This is a genomic window from Polynucleobacter sp. 71A-WALBACH (assembly GCF_018882365.1).
In the GTDB taxonomy this organism is placed as follows: Bacteria; Pseudomonadota; Gammaproteobacteria; order Burkholderiales; family Burkholderiaceae; genus Polynucleobacter.
In genome coordinates, this window is sequence record NZ_JACVOP010000004.1 from 26,779 (window position 1) to 46,133 (window position 19,355).

22 protein-coding genes are annotated in these 19,355 nt (G+C 42.1%); 8 read left to right on the forward strand and 14 right to left on the reverse strand.

The window, feature by feature from the left end:
- Positions 1 to 208 precede the first annotated feature (208 nt).
- The 8 genes from ICN42_RS10855 to ICN42_RS10890 form a co-directional block, all read right to left on the reverse strand.
- A complete protein-coding gene (locus ICN42_RS10855; protein WP_216254649.1) occupies positions 209 to 667 on the reverse strand; it encodes a DUF1810 domain-containing protein in 459 nt (152 codons plus the stop codon).
- Between the two features lie 43 nt (positions 668 to 710).
- On the reverse strand, positions 711 to 959 hold the full coding sequence (locus ICN42_RS10860) for a hypothetical protein (RefSeq protein WP_216254651.1): 249 nt from the start codon (positions 957 to 959) through the stop codon (positions 711 to 713).
- 18 nt (positions 960 to 977) lie between these two features.
- Positions 978 to 1,250 (reverse strand): hypothetical protein, encoded by a 273-nt coding sequence (locus tag ICN42_RS10865; protein WP_083893714.1) that lies wholly within the window; start codon positions 1,248 to 1,250, stop codon positions 978 to 980.
- Between the two features lie 58 nt (positions 1,251 to 1,308).
- Positions 1,309 to 1,512, reverse strand: coding sequence for a sigma factor-like helix-turn-helix DNA-binding protein (locus ICN42_RS10870; protein ID WP_015421461.1), 204 nt, complete (start codon positions 1,510 to 1,512; stop codon positions 1,309 to 1,311).
- Positions 1,513 to 1,642: 130 nt separating this feature from the next.
- Entirely contained in the window at positions 1,643 to 2,092 is a 450-nt protein-coding gene (locus ICN42_RS10875; RefSeq protein ID WP_255539366.1) for a hypothetical protein, read from the reverse strand.
- Positions 2,082 to 2,684: a hypothetical protein gene (locus tag ICN42_RS10880; RefSeq protein WP_015421459.1), complete on the reverse strand. Its 603-nt coding sequence runs from the start codon at positions 2,682 to 2,684 to the stop codon at positions 2,082 to 2,084. The genes ICN42_RS10875 and ICN42_RS10880 overlap by 11 nt, the downstream gene beginning before the upstream one ends.
- Positions 2,685 to 2,696: 12 nt before the next feature.
- Complete coding sequence (bamE, locus tag ICN42_RS10885) at positions 2,697 to 3,119, reverse strand: outer membrane protein assembly factor BamE (RefSeq protein ID WP_216254654.1); 423 nt, start codon at positions 3,117 to 3,119, stop codon at positions 2,697 to 2,699.
- 60 nt (positions 3,120 to 3,179) lie between these two features.
- Positions 3,180 to 3,869 (reverse strand): outer membrane beta-barrel protein, encoded by a 690-nt coding sequence (locus ICN42_RS10890; RefSeq protein WP_015421457.1) that lies wholly within the window; start codon positions 3,867 to 3,869, stop codon positions 3,180 to 3,182.
- Positions 3,870 to 3,995: 126 nt separating this feature from the next.
- Between ICN42_RS10890 and ICN42_RS10895 the strand changes: the two genes are divergently transcribed.
- Both ICN42_RS10895 and ICN42_RS10900 read left to right on the forward strand, forming a co-directional pair.
- Entirely contained in the window at positions 3,996 to 4,976 is a 981-nt protein-coding gene (locus ICN42_RS10895) for a YafY family protein (protein WP_216254657.1), read from the forward strand.
- Between the two features lie 297 nt (positions 4,977 to 5,273).
- A complete protein-coding gene (locus tag ICN42_RS10900) occupies positions 5,274 to 5,759 on the forward strand; it encodes a DUF3293 domain-containing protein (protein WP_216254660.1) in 486 nt (161 codons plus the stop codon).
- 43 nt (positions 5,760 to 5,802) lie between these two features.
- On the opposite strand, the gene ICN42_RS11980 is transcribed toward ICN42_RS10900, so the two are convergent.
- Complete coding sequence (locus ICN42_RS11980; protein ID WP_255539367.1) at positions 5,803 to 5,937, reverse strand: hypothetical protein; 135 nt, start codon at positions 5,935 to 5,937, stop codon at positions 5,803 to 5,805.
- Between the two features lie 49 nt (positions 5,938 to 5,986).
- On the opposite strand from ICN42_RS11980, the gene ICN42_RS10905 reads away from it, so the two are divergent.
- A complete protein-coding gene (locus ICN42_RS10905; RefSeq protein WP_216254662.1) occupies positions 5,987 to 6,193 on the forward strand; it encodes a hypothetical protein in 207 nt (68 codons plus the stop codon).
- Positions 6,194 to 6,271: 78 nt separating this feature from the next.
- On the opposite strand, the gene ICN42_RS10910 is transcribed toward ICN42_RS10905, so the two are convergent.
- From ICN42_RS10910 to ICN42_RS10920, 3 genes are all read right to left on the reverse strand, one after another.
- Positions 6,272 to 6,580, reverse strand: coding sequence for a hypothetical protein (locus tag ICN42_RS10910; protein ID WP_216254664.1), 309 nt, complete (start codon positions 6,578 to 6,580; stop codon positions 6,272 to 6,274).
- 248 nt (positions 6,581 to 6,828) lie between these two features.
- Entirely contained in the window at positions 6,829 to 7,797 is a 969-nt protein-coding gene (locus ICN42_RS10915) for a YafY family protein (RefSeq protein ID WP_216254666.1), read from the reverse strand.
- Positions 7,798 to 7,920: 123 nt separating this feature from the next.
- Positions 7,921 to 8,091, reverse strand: a complete 171-nt coding sequence (locus ICN42_RS10920) for a hypothetical protein (RefSeq protein ID WP_015421452.1) — start codon at positions 8,089 to 8,091, stop codon at positions 7,921 to 7,923.
- A gap of 144 nt (positions 8,092 to 8,235) precedes the next feature.
- Between ICN42_RS10920 and ICN42_RS10925 the strand changes: the two genes are divergently transcribed.
- Both ICN42_RS10925 and ICN42_RS10930 read left to right on the forward strand, forming a co-directional pair.
- Positions 8,236 to 8,613 (forward strand): hypothetical protein, encoded by a 378-nt coding sequence (locus tag ICN42_RS10925; RefSeq protein WP_051040256.1) that lies wholly within the window; start codon positions 8,236 to 8,238, stop codon positions 8,611 to 8,613.
- Positions 8,614 to 8,975: 362 nt separating this feature from the next.
- Complete coding sequence (locus tag ICN42_RS10930; RefSeq protein WP_041484899.1) at positions 8,976 to 9,476, forward strand: hypothetical protein; 501 nt, start codon at positions 8,976 to 8,978, stop codon at positions 9,474 to 9,476.
- A gap of 275 nt (positions 9,477 to 9,751) precedes the next feature.
- Here the strand turns inward: ICN42_RS10930 and ICN42_RS10935 are convergent, their stop codons facing one another.
- Positions 9,752 to 12,076, reverse strand: a complete 2,325-nt coding sequence (locus ICN42_RS10935; RefSeq protein ID WP_216254668.1) for a VIT domain-containing protein — start codon at positions 12,074 to 12,076, stop codon at positions 9,752 to 9,754.
- Complete coding sequence (locus ICN42_RS10940; protein WP_216254670.1) at positions 12,076 to 12,480, reverse strand: helix-turn-helix domain-containing protein; 405 nt, start codon at positions 12,478 to 12,480, stop codon at positions 12,076 to 12,078. The genes ICN42_RS10935 and ICN42_RS10940 overlap by 1 nt, the downstream gene beginning before the upstream one ends.
- Positions 12,481 to 12,823: 343 nt before the next feature.
- Between ICN42_RS10940 and ICN42_RS10945 the strand changes: the two genes are divergently transcribed.
- Genes ICN42_RS10945 through ICN42_RS10955 form a run of 3 tightly spaced genes read left to right on the forward strand, consistent with a single transcriptional unit; the run spans position 12,824 to position 19,354 of the window.
- Positions 12,824 to 15,940: an anti-phage-associated DUF499 domain-containing protein gene (locus ICN42_RS10945; protein ID WP_216254672.1), complete on the forward strand. Its 3,117-nt coding sequence runs from the start codon at positions 12,824 to 12,826 to the stop codon at positions 15,938 to 15,940.
- Complete coding sequence (locus tag ICN42_RS10950) at positions 15,940 to 16,536, forward strand: anti-phage-associated DUF3780 domain-containing protein (protein WP_216254674.1); 597 nt, start codon at positions 15,940 to 15,942, stop codon at positions 16,534 to 16,536. Before ICN42_RS10945 ends, ICN42_RS10950 begins: the two co-directional genes overlap by 1 nt.
- Before the next feature lie 10 nt (positions 16,537 to 16,546).
- Positions 16,547 to 19,354: an anti-phage-associated DUF1156 domain-containing protein gene (locus ICN42_RS10955; RefSeq protein WP_216254678.1), complete on the forward strand. Its 2,808-nt coding sequence runs from the start codon at positions 16,547 to 16,549 to the stop codon at positions 19,352 to 19,354.
- Position 19,355 lies beyond the last annotated feature (1 nt).

A 19,355-nucleotide genomic window follows, 5' to 3' on the forward strand; every position in this document is an offset into this window, starting at 1 on the left:
GTGATCCCTTAATTTGAGTCCAGATCCCATTGCCGTTACCTAGTAAATATTGTCGGAATTAAGCCTAAGTTCTGAATACAGTTATATTAACACTAATTGTGTAAATATAACTGTAAAAATAAACAAGACTCAAAAAATAGGGGGTAATTGGGGCTAGGGTAGAAGGGGAACTACTTTTGACCAAAAAAGGGCTTAGTGGCTATAGCCGCTAGTCAGGTTGCTGATTTAAATTGGCCAATATTTGCACTGATTTCTTATCCACTTCTCCTGCGAATAATTGCTCTAGGGCGAAGTGAAGCAATTCAGAATTTGGAGCAATGGATAAAAAAAGAGTAATTGAGGATTGTAATTTTTGGGCGTCAGTTCGACCCAGGATATTTAACGAACTGTCATTCGCATCTAGGATAAGTTGCAGGCATTCTTCATAGCGTTTTTTAAGTAGTGGGTTTTTCCAGTATGACTTGGCCTCTATTGACCCATCTATTCCAAAATATTGGGAAAATTCGCTAAAACCCAGCCCACGAATTTGGGGAAAAATAAACCAAATCCAGTGCGACGTTTTCTTGCCCTGCGAGAGCTCTTTGAGCACCTGTCCATAGCATTCATTTTGAGCATCAACGAATCGTTGTAACGAGTCCTCATTTTGAGGTTGATTTGGAATAATCATCGAGTTCTAATTCTCGGGATGGGACGCCAGGGCAGTGGATGTATCAGATTGAATGATCAACATTAGGAGTATCCAGATTTTTCATGCGATCTACATATGCATTTAAAGGCATGCCATTTCTATCCATCACCTCTTTGCCAGTAAATCCGCCTCTTGGGGTGCGCGGATCGCGATAAATCGCCCCCTTTTCTTCAGGAATGCCAAGATTACATTTTGGACACATGGTTGGCAGTTGTGCGGTGATTTGAGTTCTGCAAGAGGGGCATCGAAATATGGGTTTGTTTATCGACATTGTGCTTCCTTCGTCAGTTTAGATTTTGGGTTGCAATAGCACTTCGTACTTCCAGCCAAAATAGGAGTAAAGATATGGGGTTCCTTCTCGATCGGTAAGCTTAACCCTAATCTTAAATTGTGTCCCTACTGGATATTTTGTGACAAGGTCCCTAGAGCATTCAACGAACAGAGATGTTGGATAGGGTTGACCTTCAATTGGTCGAACATGGACTGGACCATGCCGTCCACTTGTGTTGGAGGGGATAAAGCTTTCTACGATGATGAACTGATATGGGTTTTGCGTATTCATGATCTGTTTTCGTATTTAAGGTTCGCTAGATTTTTGCTTGTGAGGACAATTTTTTAGACTAATAGTCCAGTAGGTTTGCCTGGTTGTACCCAAGTGCGCTAAGGCGCTGCTTAAATTTATTAAGGGCCCTGGCTTCTATTTGCCGAACGCGCTCTTTTGTTAATCCCATCATGTCAGCAATTTCTTGAAGAGTGTAATTAGCCACGCTTGGCGTATTACTTGTAATGAGTCTATTGCTGAATGTGTGGGTTTTGTTGGTCATCAAGTGCCCCTAGGGATATAAAAAATACTTGCTATATCTAGCATGACACATTTGGTTTTCACCATATGAAATACTTTAAGTTGGTATACAAAAAAACCACCCGCAGGTGGCTTAAGCGAAAGATGCGCTCTTAATCTACGTTGTTTGCAGTGAGGAACATCGATTTTTGTAGCGATACAAAGAAGTCTTGATAGGGCTTTGGATCAGTTACAGGCATATTGTTGTATTGAGCGTTAGCCCGAACGATCATATTTTTTCCAGATGCGCCAGGACGCACGGATACGGTCATACGTAGGGCGTAGCCGCTTAACTTAGTCGCAGAGACGCTACCTAAGTCTAAGTCTGCCTTATCAATTACAAAGCCGAGGTCTTGTAGTGTGGCAATAGTTGAGCGCATAGTTTTAGGTTTATCGTTGGTGTCAAAGGCCCGCGTCTGAATTGATCTGAGTTCAACTGAGGTTTGTCCATCAGCCGAAGAGTCAAGAACGCGCTCTTTCATAGTCTGACAGCCAGTCAAGAGGATGGTGCTAGTTACGGCCACTAACATTGCAACTTTGATCATAGATTGCTTATTCAACATTTTGTGCCTGTAGGAAGATGGATTTTGATAGTTTGTCGAAGAATTCTCGATAGATTTCTTGATCATTGATTCCTTCAATTTTGGAGAGCACACCTTTTTGATTCCAAACTAGTCTTTGGAAGGTTACGCGAACAACAAAGCCACTAGTAGTGGCTTCAACGGGTTGATCGAATTTGACCTGTTTGCCAGATTTTGTCGTGACATCAACTTTTATGGGGTTGTTGGTAGAGGCCGGTTTGGTGACAAGAGAAGCCCTGATTTTTTGCTCTTTATCGTAGTTCGTTTGTACACCAAAGAGAGCTGCCATCAGAATAGCCCCGGCAATCTGCCCACCATCAGTCGCATCTCTATTTTTGGAGGCAACAATCACACCTAGAGGCATATTGGATTCATCTAGGTTAAACCCCATATCTTGCAAAACATTATTCGAAGCAGAGAGAAGTTCTTTCTCGCTCTTGATGTCATATTTACGAGATTGCAGCTGTCTATTTGCCAGGGTATCTGGCGAAAATTGTAGAGCTTCTGGGGGGATGGGTTGGGCGCAACCCACTAGTAAGGCCAGCAGAGTAAGGCAGCCAATAATTTTTTTCATTGGGTTCACTCTTTAAAATTTAGAGGTGTTGTAGGCAAAGTCTCTAACCATACCTTTTTCATCAAACTTGATAACAATCGTTAAAGTCTTTTGAGTTCTGCTGGCGGTAGCATTGCGATCCGATGGAAACCACAAAAAGCCACGTCCTGCCGAGGTAGAGGCCATACCTTCTGTAGAGACCTTGTCATACACCCAAGATTCACGTCGCTTTTCGTCGGTGGTAACCATATTGGGTGAGCCCAGCACAGAGACCACATCAGATGAACTCATACCCACCTTGATTTCTTTTTGAACCTTGGCAATGGAGAGGCTATCGCCTTCCCCTTTGGCAGCGTTCATATCCTTTTGTTGATCTACTAGGGATGTTGGATAGCACCCAGATAGAGTAATTAATGCAAGGCCGGACAAGAGGGTGATGAAGAGCGATTTTTTCATGGGACCAATTTCAAAAATGAGAAAGAAAAAAGGGGATGTGCATCCCCTTTAACTTATTGCTTAAAACTTGTAACCAATACCAACAACCGCGTTAAATACATTTGCGCTAGAAGTCATCGAGTAGTTATAAGCGTAACCACCTGCAACACCACTGTACGAGTTGGTGTTATTGCTATAGCTCATGTAGTTCAACTCACCGAACCCATATAAGCCGCCTTGTATGATTTGCTTATACCCAAGTCCAAGCGAGTAGCCTGTAAGATTTTGGGTATTTGAAGTGCCACCTTCGGTAGCTTTTACAGAGGTACCCGTGTAGCCAACTTTTCCGTAAAGCAAACCATCTGTACCAACTGGAGTTGCTGGTGAAAGGAAAATGTTGTATTGGTTTTGGGACTGGTATGTTCCATTTACTCTCACATTGCCTACGCCATAGTTGTAATTGCCAGACTGTGAATTAAATGGGTTGTATTCAGCGCCGATTCCAAGCAAAAAGTCTTTGGTTATGGGGGCCATATAGCCAATAGTGACAACGCCCATTACGCTACCTTGGCTTGAAACGTTTGTGCTAATCGGAGCAGTTCCTACGCCCACAATATTTAATCCGCTAGAGTTAAATGTTGGCGTGATGTTTTCATAACCAATGCCGAGTTGGCCATAGGCGCCTTCAAATTTAGATTGTGCATTTGCAGTGGCAATGGAACCAACTGACAATAATCCAGCTACTACTGTATATATACCCAGCCTTTTCATATCAATCCTTATAAAAATTAAAGAGAATTGATTTTTGACTTGAGCCAGGCTCACCCCATGAGACTGTGACTACTCAAAATGAAATAAATCTAAATAAATTTCATAACGAGGGCGCAAGGCGAATCAATGGATAGAACGGAACGGTTTTATAAGATTCAGAAATTGTTGGGAGAGCGCCAAGTTGTTACCGCTGAACAATTTTTAAAAGTGCTTGAAGTTTCTCGGGCGACGTTTAGGCGGGATCTTGAGTATTTGCGAGATCGTTTAGGTGCTCCAATTGAGTGGAATGCAGATCTCAAGGGCTATACCCTCAATATTAGCGCTAATGGAAAAGAGTCCTTAACAGCGCTCCCTGGCCTTTGGTTAAATGACGCTGAGATTCATTCTTGGTTATCCGTTATTGAGCTGTTAAAAAATATTGAACCCAATGGCACGGTGACTGCGCAGGTCAATCCTATTCGTAGTCGCTTAGAAAAGTTACTAGATGAAAGTAGTTTTTCTCTAAAAGAGGTAGCCAAGAGAATTCAGATCGTTAGTTTAGCTAGACGCAGAACATCGCCGGCCTTTTTTGAATTAATTGCTAATGCTCTGTTGTCAAGAAAGCGAATTCATATTCGCTATCTGCAAAGATTTAACGAGAGTATTAGTGAGCGCGAGGTATCGCCCCAGCGATTAGTGTATTACCGTGATAACTGGTATTTAGATGCTTTTTGTCATGATCGGGATGACCTGAGAACATTCTCGCTAGACGCTATCGAGACAGTTAAGGGATTGGAGAAGTCTGCTGTATCGGTTGATGAGAATGTTTTGGTATCCGAATTGGAATCTTCTTATGGAATCTTTGCTGGCAAAAAATATCAAATTGCAAAGCTCAAATTTACGCCCTTTAGAGCGCGGTGGGTTTCTAAAGAGCTATGGCACCCTAAGCAGCGTGGCGAAGTGATGGAGGATGGCTCTTACCTATTGGAAATTCCTTATAGTGATGAGAGGGAGTTGACGCTAGATATTTTGCGCCAAGGCGCTGATGTTGAGGTGGTCGATCCTCCAGACTTAAGAAATCATGTGTTTGATGTCCTAGTGAGGGCGGTCACCATTTATCAAAACTAGTAACACACCATTTTAATTGGTTGTCACTACAACTTTAGTGCTTAAAAATAGACTCGGAATTTGAATTCTATTAGGTCGTATTAATATGGAGAGGGTAAGGGCGGAGTTATTCCGAATTGCCAAGCCCTGACAGTTGTTTAATTGGCTAAAGAGGAGGGTGACATGAATAACACGCATGCGCGAACTATTTCATCGCAATTAGTTAAGGCTTACCGGCAGGCGGACTACCTCATTGACCTTCCAGGTTAGTTAATCACATTAAAAATTGGTCAATTCAATAAGCGTTTGGCCAAGCTCATGACCGATGAGTCGGTCACCACAGCGGCCTTTTTGACTGCATTTAATCCCTATAGTCAGGAATTAGGTGAAGGTGAAAACGAAGCTGCGCAACGTGAGCTCATTGCTGATTTGCGCGCCTTGCATGTCTCGATCATATTTGCTCAAGGAAATGATTCGAATGGGCATTGGCCGGGAGAGCCTAGTTTGTTCGCTTTAGGAATTTCAATACAAGATGCAGAAATGCTGGCCGATCGTTATAAGCAAAATGGTTTCGTATGGATCGGTAATAGTGATGCTATGCCTAACTTACGCTTGCGCTATCCGATTGAAGTTCCTTCCAAACACGCAGCTCAAGAATGGATTAAAACGCTACCAACTCAATTGAGAGTCGGTGCTTCACAGATGCCTTTAGCCGAGCTCGCTTGGGTGATGGCAGTTCCAGACGAGGAGCTAACTCATTGGCTAGACCGGATGGATCGGCGATGGGCGTTGGTACTGAGTTAGATAGAGTCTTCAAACTGATTAGCGCGGGCATACAAAGGTTTTCCTAGCCGTGATGGAGCAAGCAGTAGCGATAATTGCGCCTATCAAGACTGTGTATGAGCTCGATCAAGCGCTTCTTTGGGTCAGGCATCACTCCAAAATAGGTAAAAATGCTATTAAAAATTACTAGCTCATTCATTGAGCTAGTGAGTCTTTAATCTTTAATCATTAAATCAAAGGAGATTGTGATGATTAAAATTTGCGGCGTTTTACTGATGCTTTTGAGTCTATATGCATTCTCAGAAACATCAAACGGGTGGTTTGCTCAAGTATTTTGGATTGGCACTTTCTTTTATGTAAGCGAGGCTTTATTTTCGTATGCAGTTAATGCATGTAGCAAAGATCTAATCCGTTCAAACAAGGCTCAAAATACCCGAGCATCATTATTTATTTAATGACTTTGTCAGCCACTGTGAGTTGGCGTTAGGCTTACATAAGCCAGATTTATCCTAACTAAGCGTGTTACTCATTATCTATTTTGATGTTTGGCTTGGCGAGTAGCCAATCCGATTGCCGTTGTTATCAAAGATATTGGTCACGCCCTGGGGTGATTGAACTTCATAACCAATCCGATTGCCAGTGTTGTTGTAAACCCCATTGGTTGAGTTGTAATTTAATGGACTGTTTTGGTAGTTGAGTGGACTGTTCTGATAATTCAAAGGGCTATTGTTGTAATTGAGTTCGCTGTTTTGATAATTGAGTGGACTACTATTCCAATTAGTTGTCTGGGCAACAATATTGGTTGCAAATCCAATTAGCGCAATGGTGATCATCCATCTCATTATTATCTCCTAGGTATTAATGAGTTCATCCTAAGGTATCAAGAGCTCAAAAAATGAGCCAGTCCACCGGCGCAATAAAAAATATCCAGAAGAGTGTAAAAATTGAAGGCCGGCAATTTTTAGTAGGATTTTGGCCTTAGCGCTATAGAAGTATCGCGATCAGATACTTAAGCAAGCCCAGGCATCTTTTTATTAATTACCCATTAGGGTGACTGATACTTGGACAAAGGAAAAGGAGTTGATGCGACCTAATATGCGGACAGCGTCTTTTTGAGCTCGTTAAGCACCTTGGTTTTAAGGCTTGCCGGAGCTAATACCTCAACTTCAGAGCCATGCTTCAATATATCCATGACTAGCTCAGGATCTTGGTTGTAATCAAACTCTAGGATATAAAAGCCTTTGTCGTCAAATTTGCCAGTTTGTTGCCCATGCCACTGCTCTCCAGATACCCAGCGGGCTCGCTCAGGGGAAAACCGCAGCTTCGCCCTTTGGGTTGCCTTTCCTGAGAAGATGCCGTAACTTTCGGCAAAGTTTTCATGAAGCTCTTTCTCGGAAATATCATCCGCTTTTTTGTTAGTTAATGCGGCTGTTTTAACCCCATCAACTGCAAAGCTACGCAGTTCATTACGTAGATGGCAATAGGCATCTAAGTACCAGTTATCACGATAATGAATGAGACGCTGAGGGGAGATCTCGCGCTCTGTTGTTTGATTGGTACCCTTGGAGTAATACGTAATATATAGACGTTCACGTTTAAGTAGTGCGCTACCAATTTCTTCAAAGTTTTCAATTGAGCTTTTTCGTGAGGCCATCCCAAAAACCTTAATACGTTTACGCAACTCTTTGGAGGTGGCAGATGATTGGCCTAAGATCCCGTCAATGATTGACATCAAGGGCTCGATATGGGGGCCAATAAGACCGCCCTTATCCTGGGATGAGAGTAGATGTTGCATGAGTGCTAGGGCGGTGGCTTCCTTTTCAGAAAACCACAGTCCTGGTAATTCGATCTTCTCAGATACGCTAGCTTGTTCAAACTTATAACCACCCTCTGATCGGTCATAGATGATCGAGGCATTCATGCGATCACGCAGATATTCCAAGTCGCGTTTAAAGGTCGCGGGAGAGATTTCGAGTTCATCAAGAAAATCTTGACGAGGTACGCATTTGCGAACCTGGATCATGTACTTAATACGGTGCAGCCGCTCCACACTACTCATATCAATCCCAATATAAATATCAAATAGTCCACATTTTTGTTTTTATCACTTTAAGACCTTTATAGCTCATTTTTTGAGCTAGCGGCTCAAGAAAATGAAATAACTATTAAATACAGAAGGGAATCAAATGCTAACCAGCGCACTCGTATTAATCACAATGCTGCCATTACAGGTTTCGCCGAGTGGTAAATCAAGTTTGCTAATTTCTAGACCACTGGCAGTGGCGGTATTTGTGGATAGTGCCAGAATTTTAGGGTTGCCAAAATTCAGACTTAGGGACGGGAATGGAAACATTTATAACCCCCACAAGGCAATGATTCAAGAACCTCTGGCATTGATTCATCAGCATGCCGGTATGCTAATCGTTAGCGATGTCACTGCACGTAAAGCTTATATCAATTCGTATGTGCGTAGCAGATAATAAATTTAGGAGAAAGTATGGCCATAGCTACAGAATTTATCGACTTTATTGTTCCTATTCATATTATTAGGGATAAATATCCCGGAGGGTGGGAGCAGTGCTTAAGAGATCATGAGCATCTTATTGGTGGCCGCGTTTGGTATGACCAGTATTTATTTCGAAATGGCGCAATGAATCCAAGAGATATTTCGTCTTTGGTCGAAAGTTGGCAGGAGATGGGTTTTGAGTGTTATCGCGAGGAAGATAGCAAAAAATGCTGGCAGGATGTCTGTGTTTACGAAGGTATGTTTGGGGGACCCACCATGAAGTGTGATTGGCTTGAATCTGATAAGAGAACCAGGTCCGTATTTCTTAAGGGAACTGAGACGGGTGAAGTGGCAGGTATGCTAAGGTAGCGTGAATATTAGTGCAATTATTTATCAATAAACGAGGTTGATATTAAATGTGTAATGCATGGAATCACTCCATTGACTGCACCTGTGGATGGGGAGGTGAAGGACATTCTGGAAGAAGGTCTTTAGGTAATGTCTCCCTGCATGTAATGCAACCTAAATTCAAAACTTACAACGAGTTCTTGGTTAGCTGCACAATTCCAAACGCCAAATGTCCAGAGTGCGGAAATCCTGTATTTTTTTATAGATCCCCCAGTAATGGACGTGTTTTTTTCGACGAATTAGGGCCGCCATGGCCCAAGCATCCATGTACCACTAGTCCAAATAAATCAATTCCAGCCAATAATTTTGTAAGGCCTCAATCCATGGACTTCTCTACTCAATATTATGTAAATAGCCAGTGGAAGCCTTTCTTGGTTGAGGGTTTATTCAAAGTAGATTTAAAAAAACGTATCTCAGAAATAGTCGGTTATATAAATGATCAAAAGCGAAGCTTCTTCACAAGATTGGAGGGAATAACCACCGATTTCCCTTTTTTTATCAAAGAAACTGACTCAGAAATTAGATTGCTAACATTTAAACCTGACTCTGAGAGTTACCTGCTTGAATTTATCGTAAAAAAATATCAATCTGAACTGATGGAATCTGTTTTAGGTGGGTCATCCCCTCCCCCAAAGGTCGTGGCTCGAGTAATACAGCAAAACCCATCGAATCATAGATCAGGAAAAAATTTCAAAAGTAAAAGAGAGCCTAATTCTGAAAGAGGTAAAAGCGAGGATAAAAAGGTTAAAGCAGTTCGGCCTAAATTGCCTGGAAAAATGCAAGATCAGCTCTTAAAGTTAAGGGATGTATTTAAGACAGGCTGACGGATTAATTTTATTGGAGCTTCCATTCTTTTTCCTTATTAAAAAATGAAATGCCGGTCTTTCCCGGCTGTCCGCTTGCTCCTGCCCTAAAGGAGGTCCCAAACGAGAGGGAACAAAAGAACACGCAAGCTGATATGGTTTTTTCATGAAAGAGAGTATCTCTCCGGCTTTGGGGCACTCATACCAAATCCCCTAGGCCGCACTAACTATTAACAACAAGCAATCTACTGCCACACAACCACCACAATTAACAACAAATTGATTTTTCATTAAAGTTAAGAGAGCCATTCATGCATACCAATATTGTTCATCTTGGTATTGAAAACTCGCAATGCTTTACCTAACTCAATAGCATCCATCTCATTGGTAAGTTCTTGAATAACACTCTTAGTATTCTCACTCCAATTACCAGACTCTTCTAGATGGAGGAGTAACCACGCTAGAACGGTAGTCCACAATTGCTCTTGAGATAAAAACTTCAAGCAACTATTAAATACCTCTGATACCTCAACATCAAATAAGGACTGGTCCATCGTTTTAACAAAGTCAGCAAAAAGTGCTTTGCTTAAAATAACGGTATTAGCTATCTCAATAATATCAGTAGGATCAAGGTACTTGATTTTTGGAGCAGCCTGTTCTGACTCGGTTGCCTGCTTTCTGAGGAATGCCGGGATGTCGTAATAATCTGGATCTCCACCTATAGATTCTTGTAATGGGATGGGTGAATCCCCTGTGATTGGGCTTGATCTAAATACCCTTGGCATGTCATACGAAGCATAGGTGGCGCTAGAGAGATTAAGCGTAGCGCATTTGGAGGTAAATGATTTGCTCTTGCTAAATAGAATATGAGGTGATCCATCTAGGACTGAACCCGCGCCGCCCCATCCAGCCGCTTGCATCTGCGCTATGGTCATCAGCTCCGGAAATTCAGTTGCCTTTTGGTCTTCGGCGCGAATATGAACCAATAAACAATTGGTCTTCTCTGTAATGAGTTGATAGCTAAGGGCCAAAGCAATTTGATCTCCTTCGGGCGCAGTTTTGATTCTTTGCGCCGCTGCCAAACGAGGTAGGTTATGAGATTTGGAGTGTGTGATCTGAGAAGCCCCAATGCCTGTGCGTTGTGAGCTATTGCCTAATTGGTAACTTAGCAAGGCTGGCTTTGATGGGGTGGATTTAAACCCAGCAAATACATGAGTTGTATTCTCACTAAAGATGGCGGTATTGGTACCAACAGTCCATTCTGGTTGTTCTGGGTGACCCCAGTCAATTTCAATATTGCATGCTCTAGGCTGGCGAATCCGGTGGAACATGCGCACGATCGCTTTCTCAATATCTTCTTTGGGCGAGATTAGCTCACATGCGCCGCCTGACATTTCAGCCAATTCTTTTAAGAGGGTATCTGCTGGCGCCGAGCCTACGCCTACAGCAAAGATGCGATGCCCACTTTCCTTCGCTGCGGCAATAGTTTCGTTGGTGCTCCAAACTTCACCATCGGTAATGAGAAGAACATCTGCCATACCTTGGGCACCCATTAGATCGAAAGTCGATTGCAATGCCGCTTCTACTTCAGTGCCACCCATATCGGCATTTGTGTTCTCTATCAATAAAGAGGCGGCAGAGATATGAAATTGGTCGGCTGGCTTAACTTTAGAAAATAGGTGGTTGGTATGGTCACCAAACTTAGAGTAGCTAAATCGATCTTCTGCAGTTAAGTGGCTCAATACATGATGTAGGGCGCGTTTTGCCGATTGGATGCTATCACCCTCCATGGAGCCTGAGCAATCAACCAAAATCTTCAGCTCTAGTGAGCTCTCTTTTTGATTGTCGATGGTTGGTGGGCAAAAGCTTGCTAAGACAGTGCAGCCATCAGGTCCGAGTTGTTTATCTGGCGTGACAATGTAAAAGGATTGGTTTTGCAAGTCAGTTAAATTGAGGATGAAGTCGCGATCTAAAAAAGCTTCACGTTCAATCGAGACTAATAAGCCTTCATCTTGTTTGGCCACCTGCACTTGATGTGATGGGCATTCAACGGTGGCTTTTTCTAGGCCACCGGTTAATTTCAGAGATAGGGTGAATGGGTATTCAGACAAGAAATTAGATTCAGCGCTTTGGTGATCTTCAATGCCCCCTTTTTTAGCGTCGCCATAGCGCGGAGCGATGACCGTAGGAATGCTGATGCGCATCGAGCCCTGCTCATACTTGAGCAGTTGCGAATAGCTGTATTCAATGACCACATCTTCATTGGGTTTAAGGTTGCCTAGATTAGCGGTATATAGACCGTCAGAATTCTTTTCAATCATGATGGGGGCATCGCCATCAGCTATCGCTTTTTCGTACTGTTCGGTTGCTTTCGCTTTTTCAATCACCGTGCCGACCAAGCGTTGGCCGTCAATCTCTGCCTGCATTCCCATAAATGTCGCGCCCCAGGCCATGGGGAATGAGTAAACAACCTCCAGTGTTTTGTTGGTGTTGTTTTTATAGTGCTGGCGTATGGTCATATCGAGCAATAAACCATTAGCTACACCAGTTGCTGAGACTGACTGCAGGACTAACTTCTTATTACTAGAAAATACGTTTTTTACCTTTTCAAAAACAATCATTACGCATCCTTTTTGACTTGTTCATATGCCTGCATCACGCCCTTTAAAAATTGGCGTAATTTCTCAGGGCTCAAACCTGCTGTTTCAGCCGAGACTTCCAGTTCAATGCCTTCTCCTACCCATAGGTGAGTGCGCACCGAAATATCTCCCGGCTTTTTGGTTCGCTCAGGCAGTGGCATTGGCGAGCCAGAGAGCACTTCACGTATTCGCTCAAGCGAAATACCCGCTTCAGTTAATTGCTTGATACGAAGGATCTTCTCAATGTGAAGGCTCAAATAGTGAGCCCCCCGGGTTTGTCCTATTGGTTTATCAACTAGGCCAATTTGGATGTAATACCGCAGGGTTCGTGAACTGACGCCGGTTAGGGTACAGAGCTCTTCAAAAGTATATTTTTTGTCTTCCATGGTAATATATTAACACTAATACTGTTAAAATAAACTGTAATAATAAAAATTTAGCCAAATTTCCCAAAAGGGATGTTATTAAACTGTTCAAGTGGGTGCAGTGGAGGCTCATGAAATGATCGTAAGTCCTTAATCTGTATGTTATTAAGGGGGATCGTAAGATCTATACTGTAAAAAGTATCCAATTTTTAGAAACAATTACCGACAAGTTCAAAATCAATCGATTTTGTAGGTGGGGGTTGGGTATAGGTTTGGGTAAAAGTCGAACCCAATACGGGAAACTTGGCTGCAAAAGAGTATCGGTTGAGTAATGCAGTCAAAAATTTAAACAAGAGAATTAACAATGCTTCCTACCATTAAAGATGTATGTGAGTTAAATGAAGGCGCTTTAGAGATACGCATAAGCGATGGAATAGAGAGAATTGATGAAGACACTCTCGATTTAAAGGCTGGGGATAAATTTTTGAAGCACTCATACCTAACAAAAGGTATGAAAGAGTTAGTTAATGAGGGTTTTAAAAGGCTCTCTGGAAGCGGTGGGGGGAGGCCTGTATTTAGATTAAAGCAGGCAATGGGTGGTGGTAAGACGCATTTAATTAAGACAATGGCTTTTTTAGCTCGACACCCTTCGTTGAGGGAGGAATATTTTCCTGAGGCTAACAGTCGATATAAGTTTGATAGTGCAAAAGTTGCCTTTTTTAATGGCCGGGAGCAGCCAAACGATTTTTTTTGGGGTCGAGTTGCTGATCAGTTAGGAAAAAAGGGGGTATTTAAAGAGGGTACTCATGCTCCTGGGGAGGAAGATTGGCATAAGCTATTTGACAGTCTTGAGGGGCCAGCATTAATTCTGCTGGATGAAATGCCAACCTACTTTGGGTATTACAGAACACAAGTACTTGGCGATGGAACGGTGGCAGACGTTGCAGGAAGGGCTTTTGCAAATATGCTCTCTGCCGCGATTGGCAGGAAAGATATTTGCATAGTCGTATCAGACCTTGAGGCAAGTCATGCTGACGGTACGCAGATTATTGACAGGGCACTGGACTCTGCACGAAAAGAATTGGGTCGCGTAGAGGTGAACATTACCCCGGTCGATTTATCCGGCGATGAAACTTATGCAATTTTAAAAAAGCGACTTTTTGCAAAGCTGCCATCAGAGTCTGAGATTAACCATATTGCTGAAAGCTTTGGAAAGTCAGTAGAGCAGGCCCAAAAATCGAAAACAATTGATACGCAAAAAACTCCCGAGCAAATTACTTTGGAGGTCTCGCAAACCTACCCATTCCACCCTCAAATGAAGCATTTATTTGCCTTATTTAAGGAAAATAAAGAGTTTCAACAAACCCGTGGGCTAATGGAGTTGGCGTCAAGATTGCTTAAATCTGTTTGGGATAGAAAGACTAATGATGTATTACTAATAGGTCCGCAACACTTTGATTTGTCAATTGATGATGTAAGGGAAAAAGTTACTTCTATCTCTCGATTGGATGATGCAATAGCGAAGGATATTTATTCTGATGACGGTGGTGCGCATGCGCAAACTATTGATGCTAACAATGGAAATGACGCTGCGACACAGGTTGCAAACCTTGTATTGATTTCAAGCCTGTCGACTGCAGTCAACCCAATCAAAGGATTAACTAATTCGGAGGCTTTAGAGTGTTTAGCAACACCAAATGCTGATCTGAGCTTCTTTCAGGTCGCAATTGAATCCTTAACAACTTCATGTTGGTATCTGCATAAATCAGCCGAAGGTAGAATCTATTTTGATAAGCTTGAAAACTTAACAAAAATGCTTACTGGCTTAGCCGAAAAGGCGCCAGAGCCAAAAGTTCACGAACTTGTAGCCAATAGATTACGTAGTAGTTTTGAGCCAAGAACAAGACGCGCGTATCAAAAGGTGCTGGCCTTGCCGCGTATTGATGAAATTCAAGCGGACGTTCAGAGCGGACGAGTATTGGCAATCATCACCCCTGACTCTAAGTTACCACCAGAAGAAATTACAAAGCTATTTGAAGTGATGCAAAGAAAGAATAATCTCCTGGTTTTGTCAGGAGAGAAGTCATTTGAAGTTGGAAAGCTTTACGAAGCAGCCAGACAAGTATATGCAGCAGAGCAAGCAGCGGCTGCGGGAAAAGTTAAGCGTGGCGATCCTCAATGGGAGGAATTTGAGGATCTGAAAGGCAAGTATGAATTGCATTTCAGCGGCGTGATTAAATCCTTATTTGATAGATTGTTAGTGCCTCGTCAGCGCCAAGGGTCTGACCCTAAGTTGGAGGCAATGCCTTTGGAGCAGGTTGGTTCAACCACTGATGGTGAGGCGCAGATAGAGGCTACCTTGACCCGCAACCCAATAAAGCTCTATTTGGATTGGACCGATCCAGCTAAATTTAGCGGTATTAGAACTCGAATTGAACGATTATTTGGAAATCAAGATGAGGTTGCATGGAATGATGTCAAAGACAAGATCCAGTCGGATTGCTCCATGTATTTTCTTGTCCCGGGAGACTTGGACAAAATTAAATTAAGAGCAGTTAATGAAGGCCTTTGGGAGGATTTGCAAAACGGTTGGATAAGTAAAAAACCTAAACCTAAAACATCTGGAGTATTGGTTACCCAAACTGGGGCAATGAATGATAGCGGTGAAACCACCTTATCCATTTCAGTTGTAAATGCAAACCCTGAAACAACTCATATTCATTATTGCGAAGATGGGGAGGTTTCCGAGGAGAGTCCCAAACTCGATGATCCTTCTCGCTTAATTACTAAGGCCTTATCCGTTGCTTTTTTGGCGATTGATATGTCCGGAAGAACTGAAAAAGGTAAGCCATATATTTGGAAAAACAAACTCAAAATTCAATTTGATGTTTCGCCCATTAAAGGATCTAAACGTAAAGTAAGAATTAATGTTTTGCCTAGAGCGAACTTAATAAAATATACGCTTGATGGGTCGGAGCCGAGAAACGGTCAAGTTTATGCAGAGCCATTCCAAATCGATGATAGGCCGACCATGTTGCTTGTATTCGCCGAAGATTTGGGGCTGGAAGAAAAGCAGCAATTTCAGATTCCATCGGGTATAGAAGATGCTCCAGGCGCTCCAAAAAACGAGCCACCACTTTCAAGGCCTATTATTTATCCTGCCTCGAAAATGTTGCAGCTTAATACAAGAGACACTGTATATATTTGCTTGAATAAAGCTATTGAACGAGACATAGAGTTTGAAGAATTCAGAATTATGACTCAACAGGGTCAAGAGTCGGCTCAATTTGCAATTACTGGGCAGTTGATTAAGGCTGAGCGAGTTAATGAAATTATGAAAACTTTGTTTGAGAAATTTTTACCAGAGGCAACCCTGCTATTTCAATTTAAGTCAGCGCACTTTAAGTCTGGACAAGATTTAGTTGATCTTGCTAATGCTGTTGGAATGAGCTATTCCGATGGTGATTGGAAGGAGGCTTGATGAGTGATGAGCTGTTGAGAAAGAGTAATAAGCAGTCAGCCATTAAATTTGTAGGATTTGGAGCGCCAGAAGCGTTCGGAGCGCATATATTTAAAGTCAATATTCCGGTCGGAAGATCGGGTGATGTTTTAGTTATGGAAGACTACGGCTATTTAGCAGGCATTAATGGAAATCCCGACTTTGACCTTAGAGTAAGACTTCCGCGATCTAAGTGGACTCTTGCTGCAGATACATCAAGAAAAGATTTTAATGCTCGACTAAGGGCCAAACAGGTTTCCCCATCAACATGGAAGCCTGATGAAAATTTCCTAGATCGTATGCTTGGAAAAGAGCTTTGTATTCTGTTATGGGCAATAGAACATACAAACTCTTCTGACGAGATTGAAGTTATTTGTAGGAAGTGGTCTTCATTACGCCCTGAAGAGCGCTGGTGGTTATATGCAATGACAGTGGCCGAAGGTGGTCAGGCTGAGGACGCTATGCGTGGATGGAGAAAAGCGTTGCATCTTGCCCTTTCTGATGGGGAGCCCACCTTAAAAAGACCAAGGAAAACAAGTATTTTCGAGGAGTCGCGTACTCCCGGTTTATTTGATTAATAAGAAAAATATGACACATCAAGTAACTCCCTTTAGCTTAAAAGATGCTCCTTCTTTAATTGAGTATGTCTTCCCTGTTCAAAGACTTTCCATTGATGTTTACAAGGAGAGAATGGGTGGGTCTGGTCAGACTCTTACTGGACTCGGCTCATACTGGAAGGGTAGAAAACCCTTAGTTTTGAGTAGAGCATGCGTTTTAGCCTCTCTATTGCCAGCAACTAAAAATTTAAAGAAAGATTTGGAAATTTTTGAATTGCTTATGGGCATGGACGACGAGTCCTTGCGATTAAGGTTAAATCTAAAAGTGAATCAAGAGCTCCCTAAGCTTCCATATAAAAATATAGCATCAAAGGCGAAAAGAGTTGAAGAGCTAACGGACTCAGTCCACGATCATATTTGGGATAGAGTCAACCAACATTTAGGTACCAATGCTAGAGATTTTCCTGTATTGGTGGAGCAGCTGGGCTTAATGCGGTTTGGTAGACGTCCGGTGGTTTCGGATACTTTCTCAGGTTCGGGGCAAATTCCATTTGCTGCCGCTCAATTGGGTTGCGATGTAATTGCGAGCGATATAAATCCTATTGCCTGTTTACTTACATGGGCTAGTTTTAATATAGTTGGTGCAGATGGGGCTAAGCAGTTAGAAATTGCCAAACAACAGAGAGAAATTTCAGAGGCTGTTTTTAGCGAAATTGACAGGCTTCAGATTGAGGTTGATGGATCTGGGTGGTCGACAAAGGCTTTTTTGTATTGTATCGAAGTAATTTGCCCAGAGTCAGGATGGCGAGTTCCTTTACTACCGACCCTAATAGTTAGCAAAGATTACAACGTAATAGCCAAACTAATTCCGGATCATAAAAATAAAAGATATGACATTAGTATCTTGTCTGGAGTAACTGATCAAGAGGTTGAGTCATCTAAGGTCGGAACTTTAGTAGGGGATTCTTTGATTCATAAAGTTGGGGTAAGGGAATTTAAAACTAAGATTTCTACTATTAGAGGGGATCAAAAGTCTAAGGATAGTGGCGCCAGGAATAACTTAAGGCTGTGGGAAAAACAGGATATTGTCCCCAAAAAAACTGATATTTACCAGGAAAGACTTTATTGCATCCAATGGGTTAAGGCCAAGGCAAATGGCAGGTTATTGGATTTTGAATTTAGAGCTGTAACTAAGGCGGACTTGGATAGAGAGCAGATAGTTATTGATTACGTGCAGTCCAATTTGTCTGATTGGCAAGCCAAAGGCTTTGTACCTGACATGAAGATTGAGCCTGGCCATAATACAGATCAGCCTATTCGAGAGCGTGGGTGGACGTATTGGCATCATCTATTTAACCCAAGACAATTATTGATGGGCGCTTTGTTAAGAAAGAATGAAAGCTTATATAGCTTTATTCAAATTCCCAACATAGTCCAGCTGAATGCAAGGCTTTCTCGGTGGGATAACTCCGCAGGTGGGCGCACTGGAGTTAAAGGTGTTTTTGATAATCAGGCCTTAAATACCTTATATAACTATGGGTGCAGGGGATTTATTTATCTCAAACCTTATATCGAGAGATCGTATAAGTTTTCGCCATTAAACAAAAATAATTCCACCTTGGAGATACAGTGTGGAGAGGTATCCAAATTTTCATCTTCGGCCGATATATTTATTACTGATCCACCTTATGGTGATGCTGTTAAGTATGAGGAGATACTTGAATTTTTTATTTCTTGGTTAAGAAAGAATCCGCCAAAAGAATTTTCTAGTTGGGTATGGGATAGTCGCCGGGCACTAGCTATTAAGGGTGAGGACCATGATTTCAAACTATCTATGGTTTTTGCTTACAAGCGGATGGCAGAATGTATGCCAGATAATGGCTTGCAGGTAGTGATGTTTACCCATCAGAACACTAGTATTTGGGCAGACATGGCTAACATTGTATGGGCATCAGGGCTCAAGGTTTCGGCTGCATGGTATATCGTGACTGAAACCGAGTCGGCCTTAAGAGATGGTCAGTATGTAAAGGGCACAATTTTATTAATTCTCCGGAAGAGGGCTGACCAACTCGATTCGTTTAGGGATGAATTGGCTTATGAGTTAAAGGATGAGGTGGAAAATCAAGTTGAGCTATTGACTGGCTTGAATAGCAATATAAAAGATTTGTATAGAGATGAGAATTTATTTGAAGATGCTGATATTCAAATGGCTGGATACGCAGCGGCACTTCGCGTCTTAACTAAATATTCAGTTATTGATGGCGTTGACATGGCCAAAGAATCATTGAGGCCCAGGATAAAAGGACAGGTAACTCTTGTTGATGATCTCATTGAGTTTGCAGTTGACATTGCAAATCAATATTTGGTGCCCCAAGGTTTAAATAAAGAAATTTGGGATGTATTGTCTGGGGTTGAAAGATTCTATTTGAAAATGCTAGACATGGAAAGTCGCGGCATTTATACGCTCTCTAATTATCAAAACTTTGCTAAGGCTTTTAAGGTTGAGGATTTTTCAATGCTAATTGGTGAAAGCAAGGCAAATAAGGCGCAACTAAAGACGGCTGAAGATTTTGGTAAGCGAGGCATGGGCTCTGGGGATGAGTTTGGTACTACAAAACTTAGATCGCTTTTGTATGGAATTCATTTGTTGGCAGAAAATAAAATAAGTTCTGATGATGTTTTGCATCAATTGAAAGAGCTGATACCTGATTTTTATCGAAAACGTGATTTGTTAATTGCTATAGCAGACTATATTAATAAAAAGACTTCCGGAATTCGTGAGCTTGAAAGTCAGAGCGCAAGGATTCTCAGGGATTTGATCAGAAATGAGCGCGTTTAAT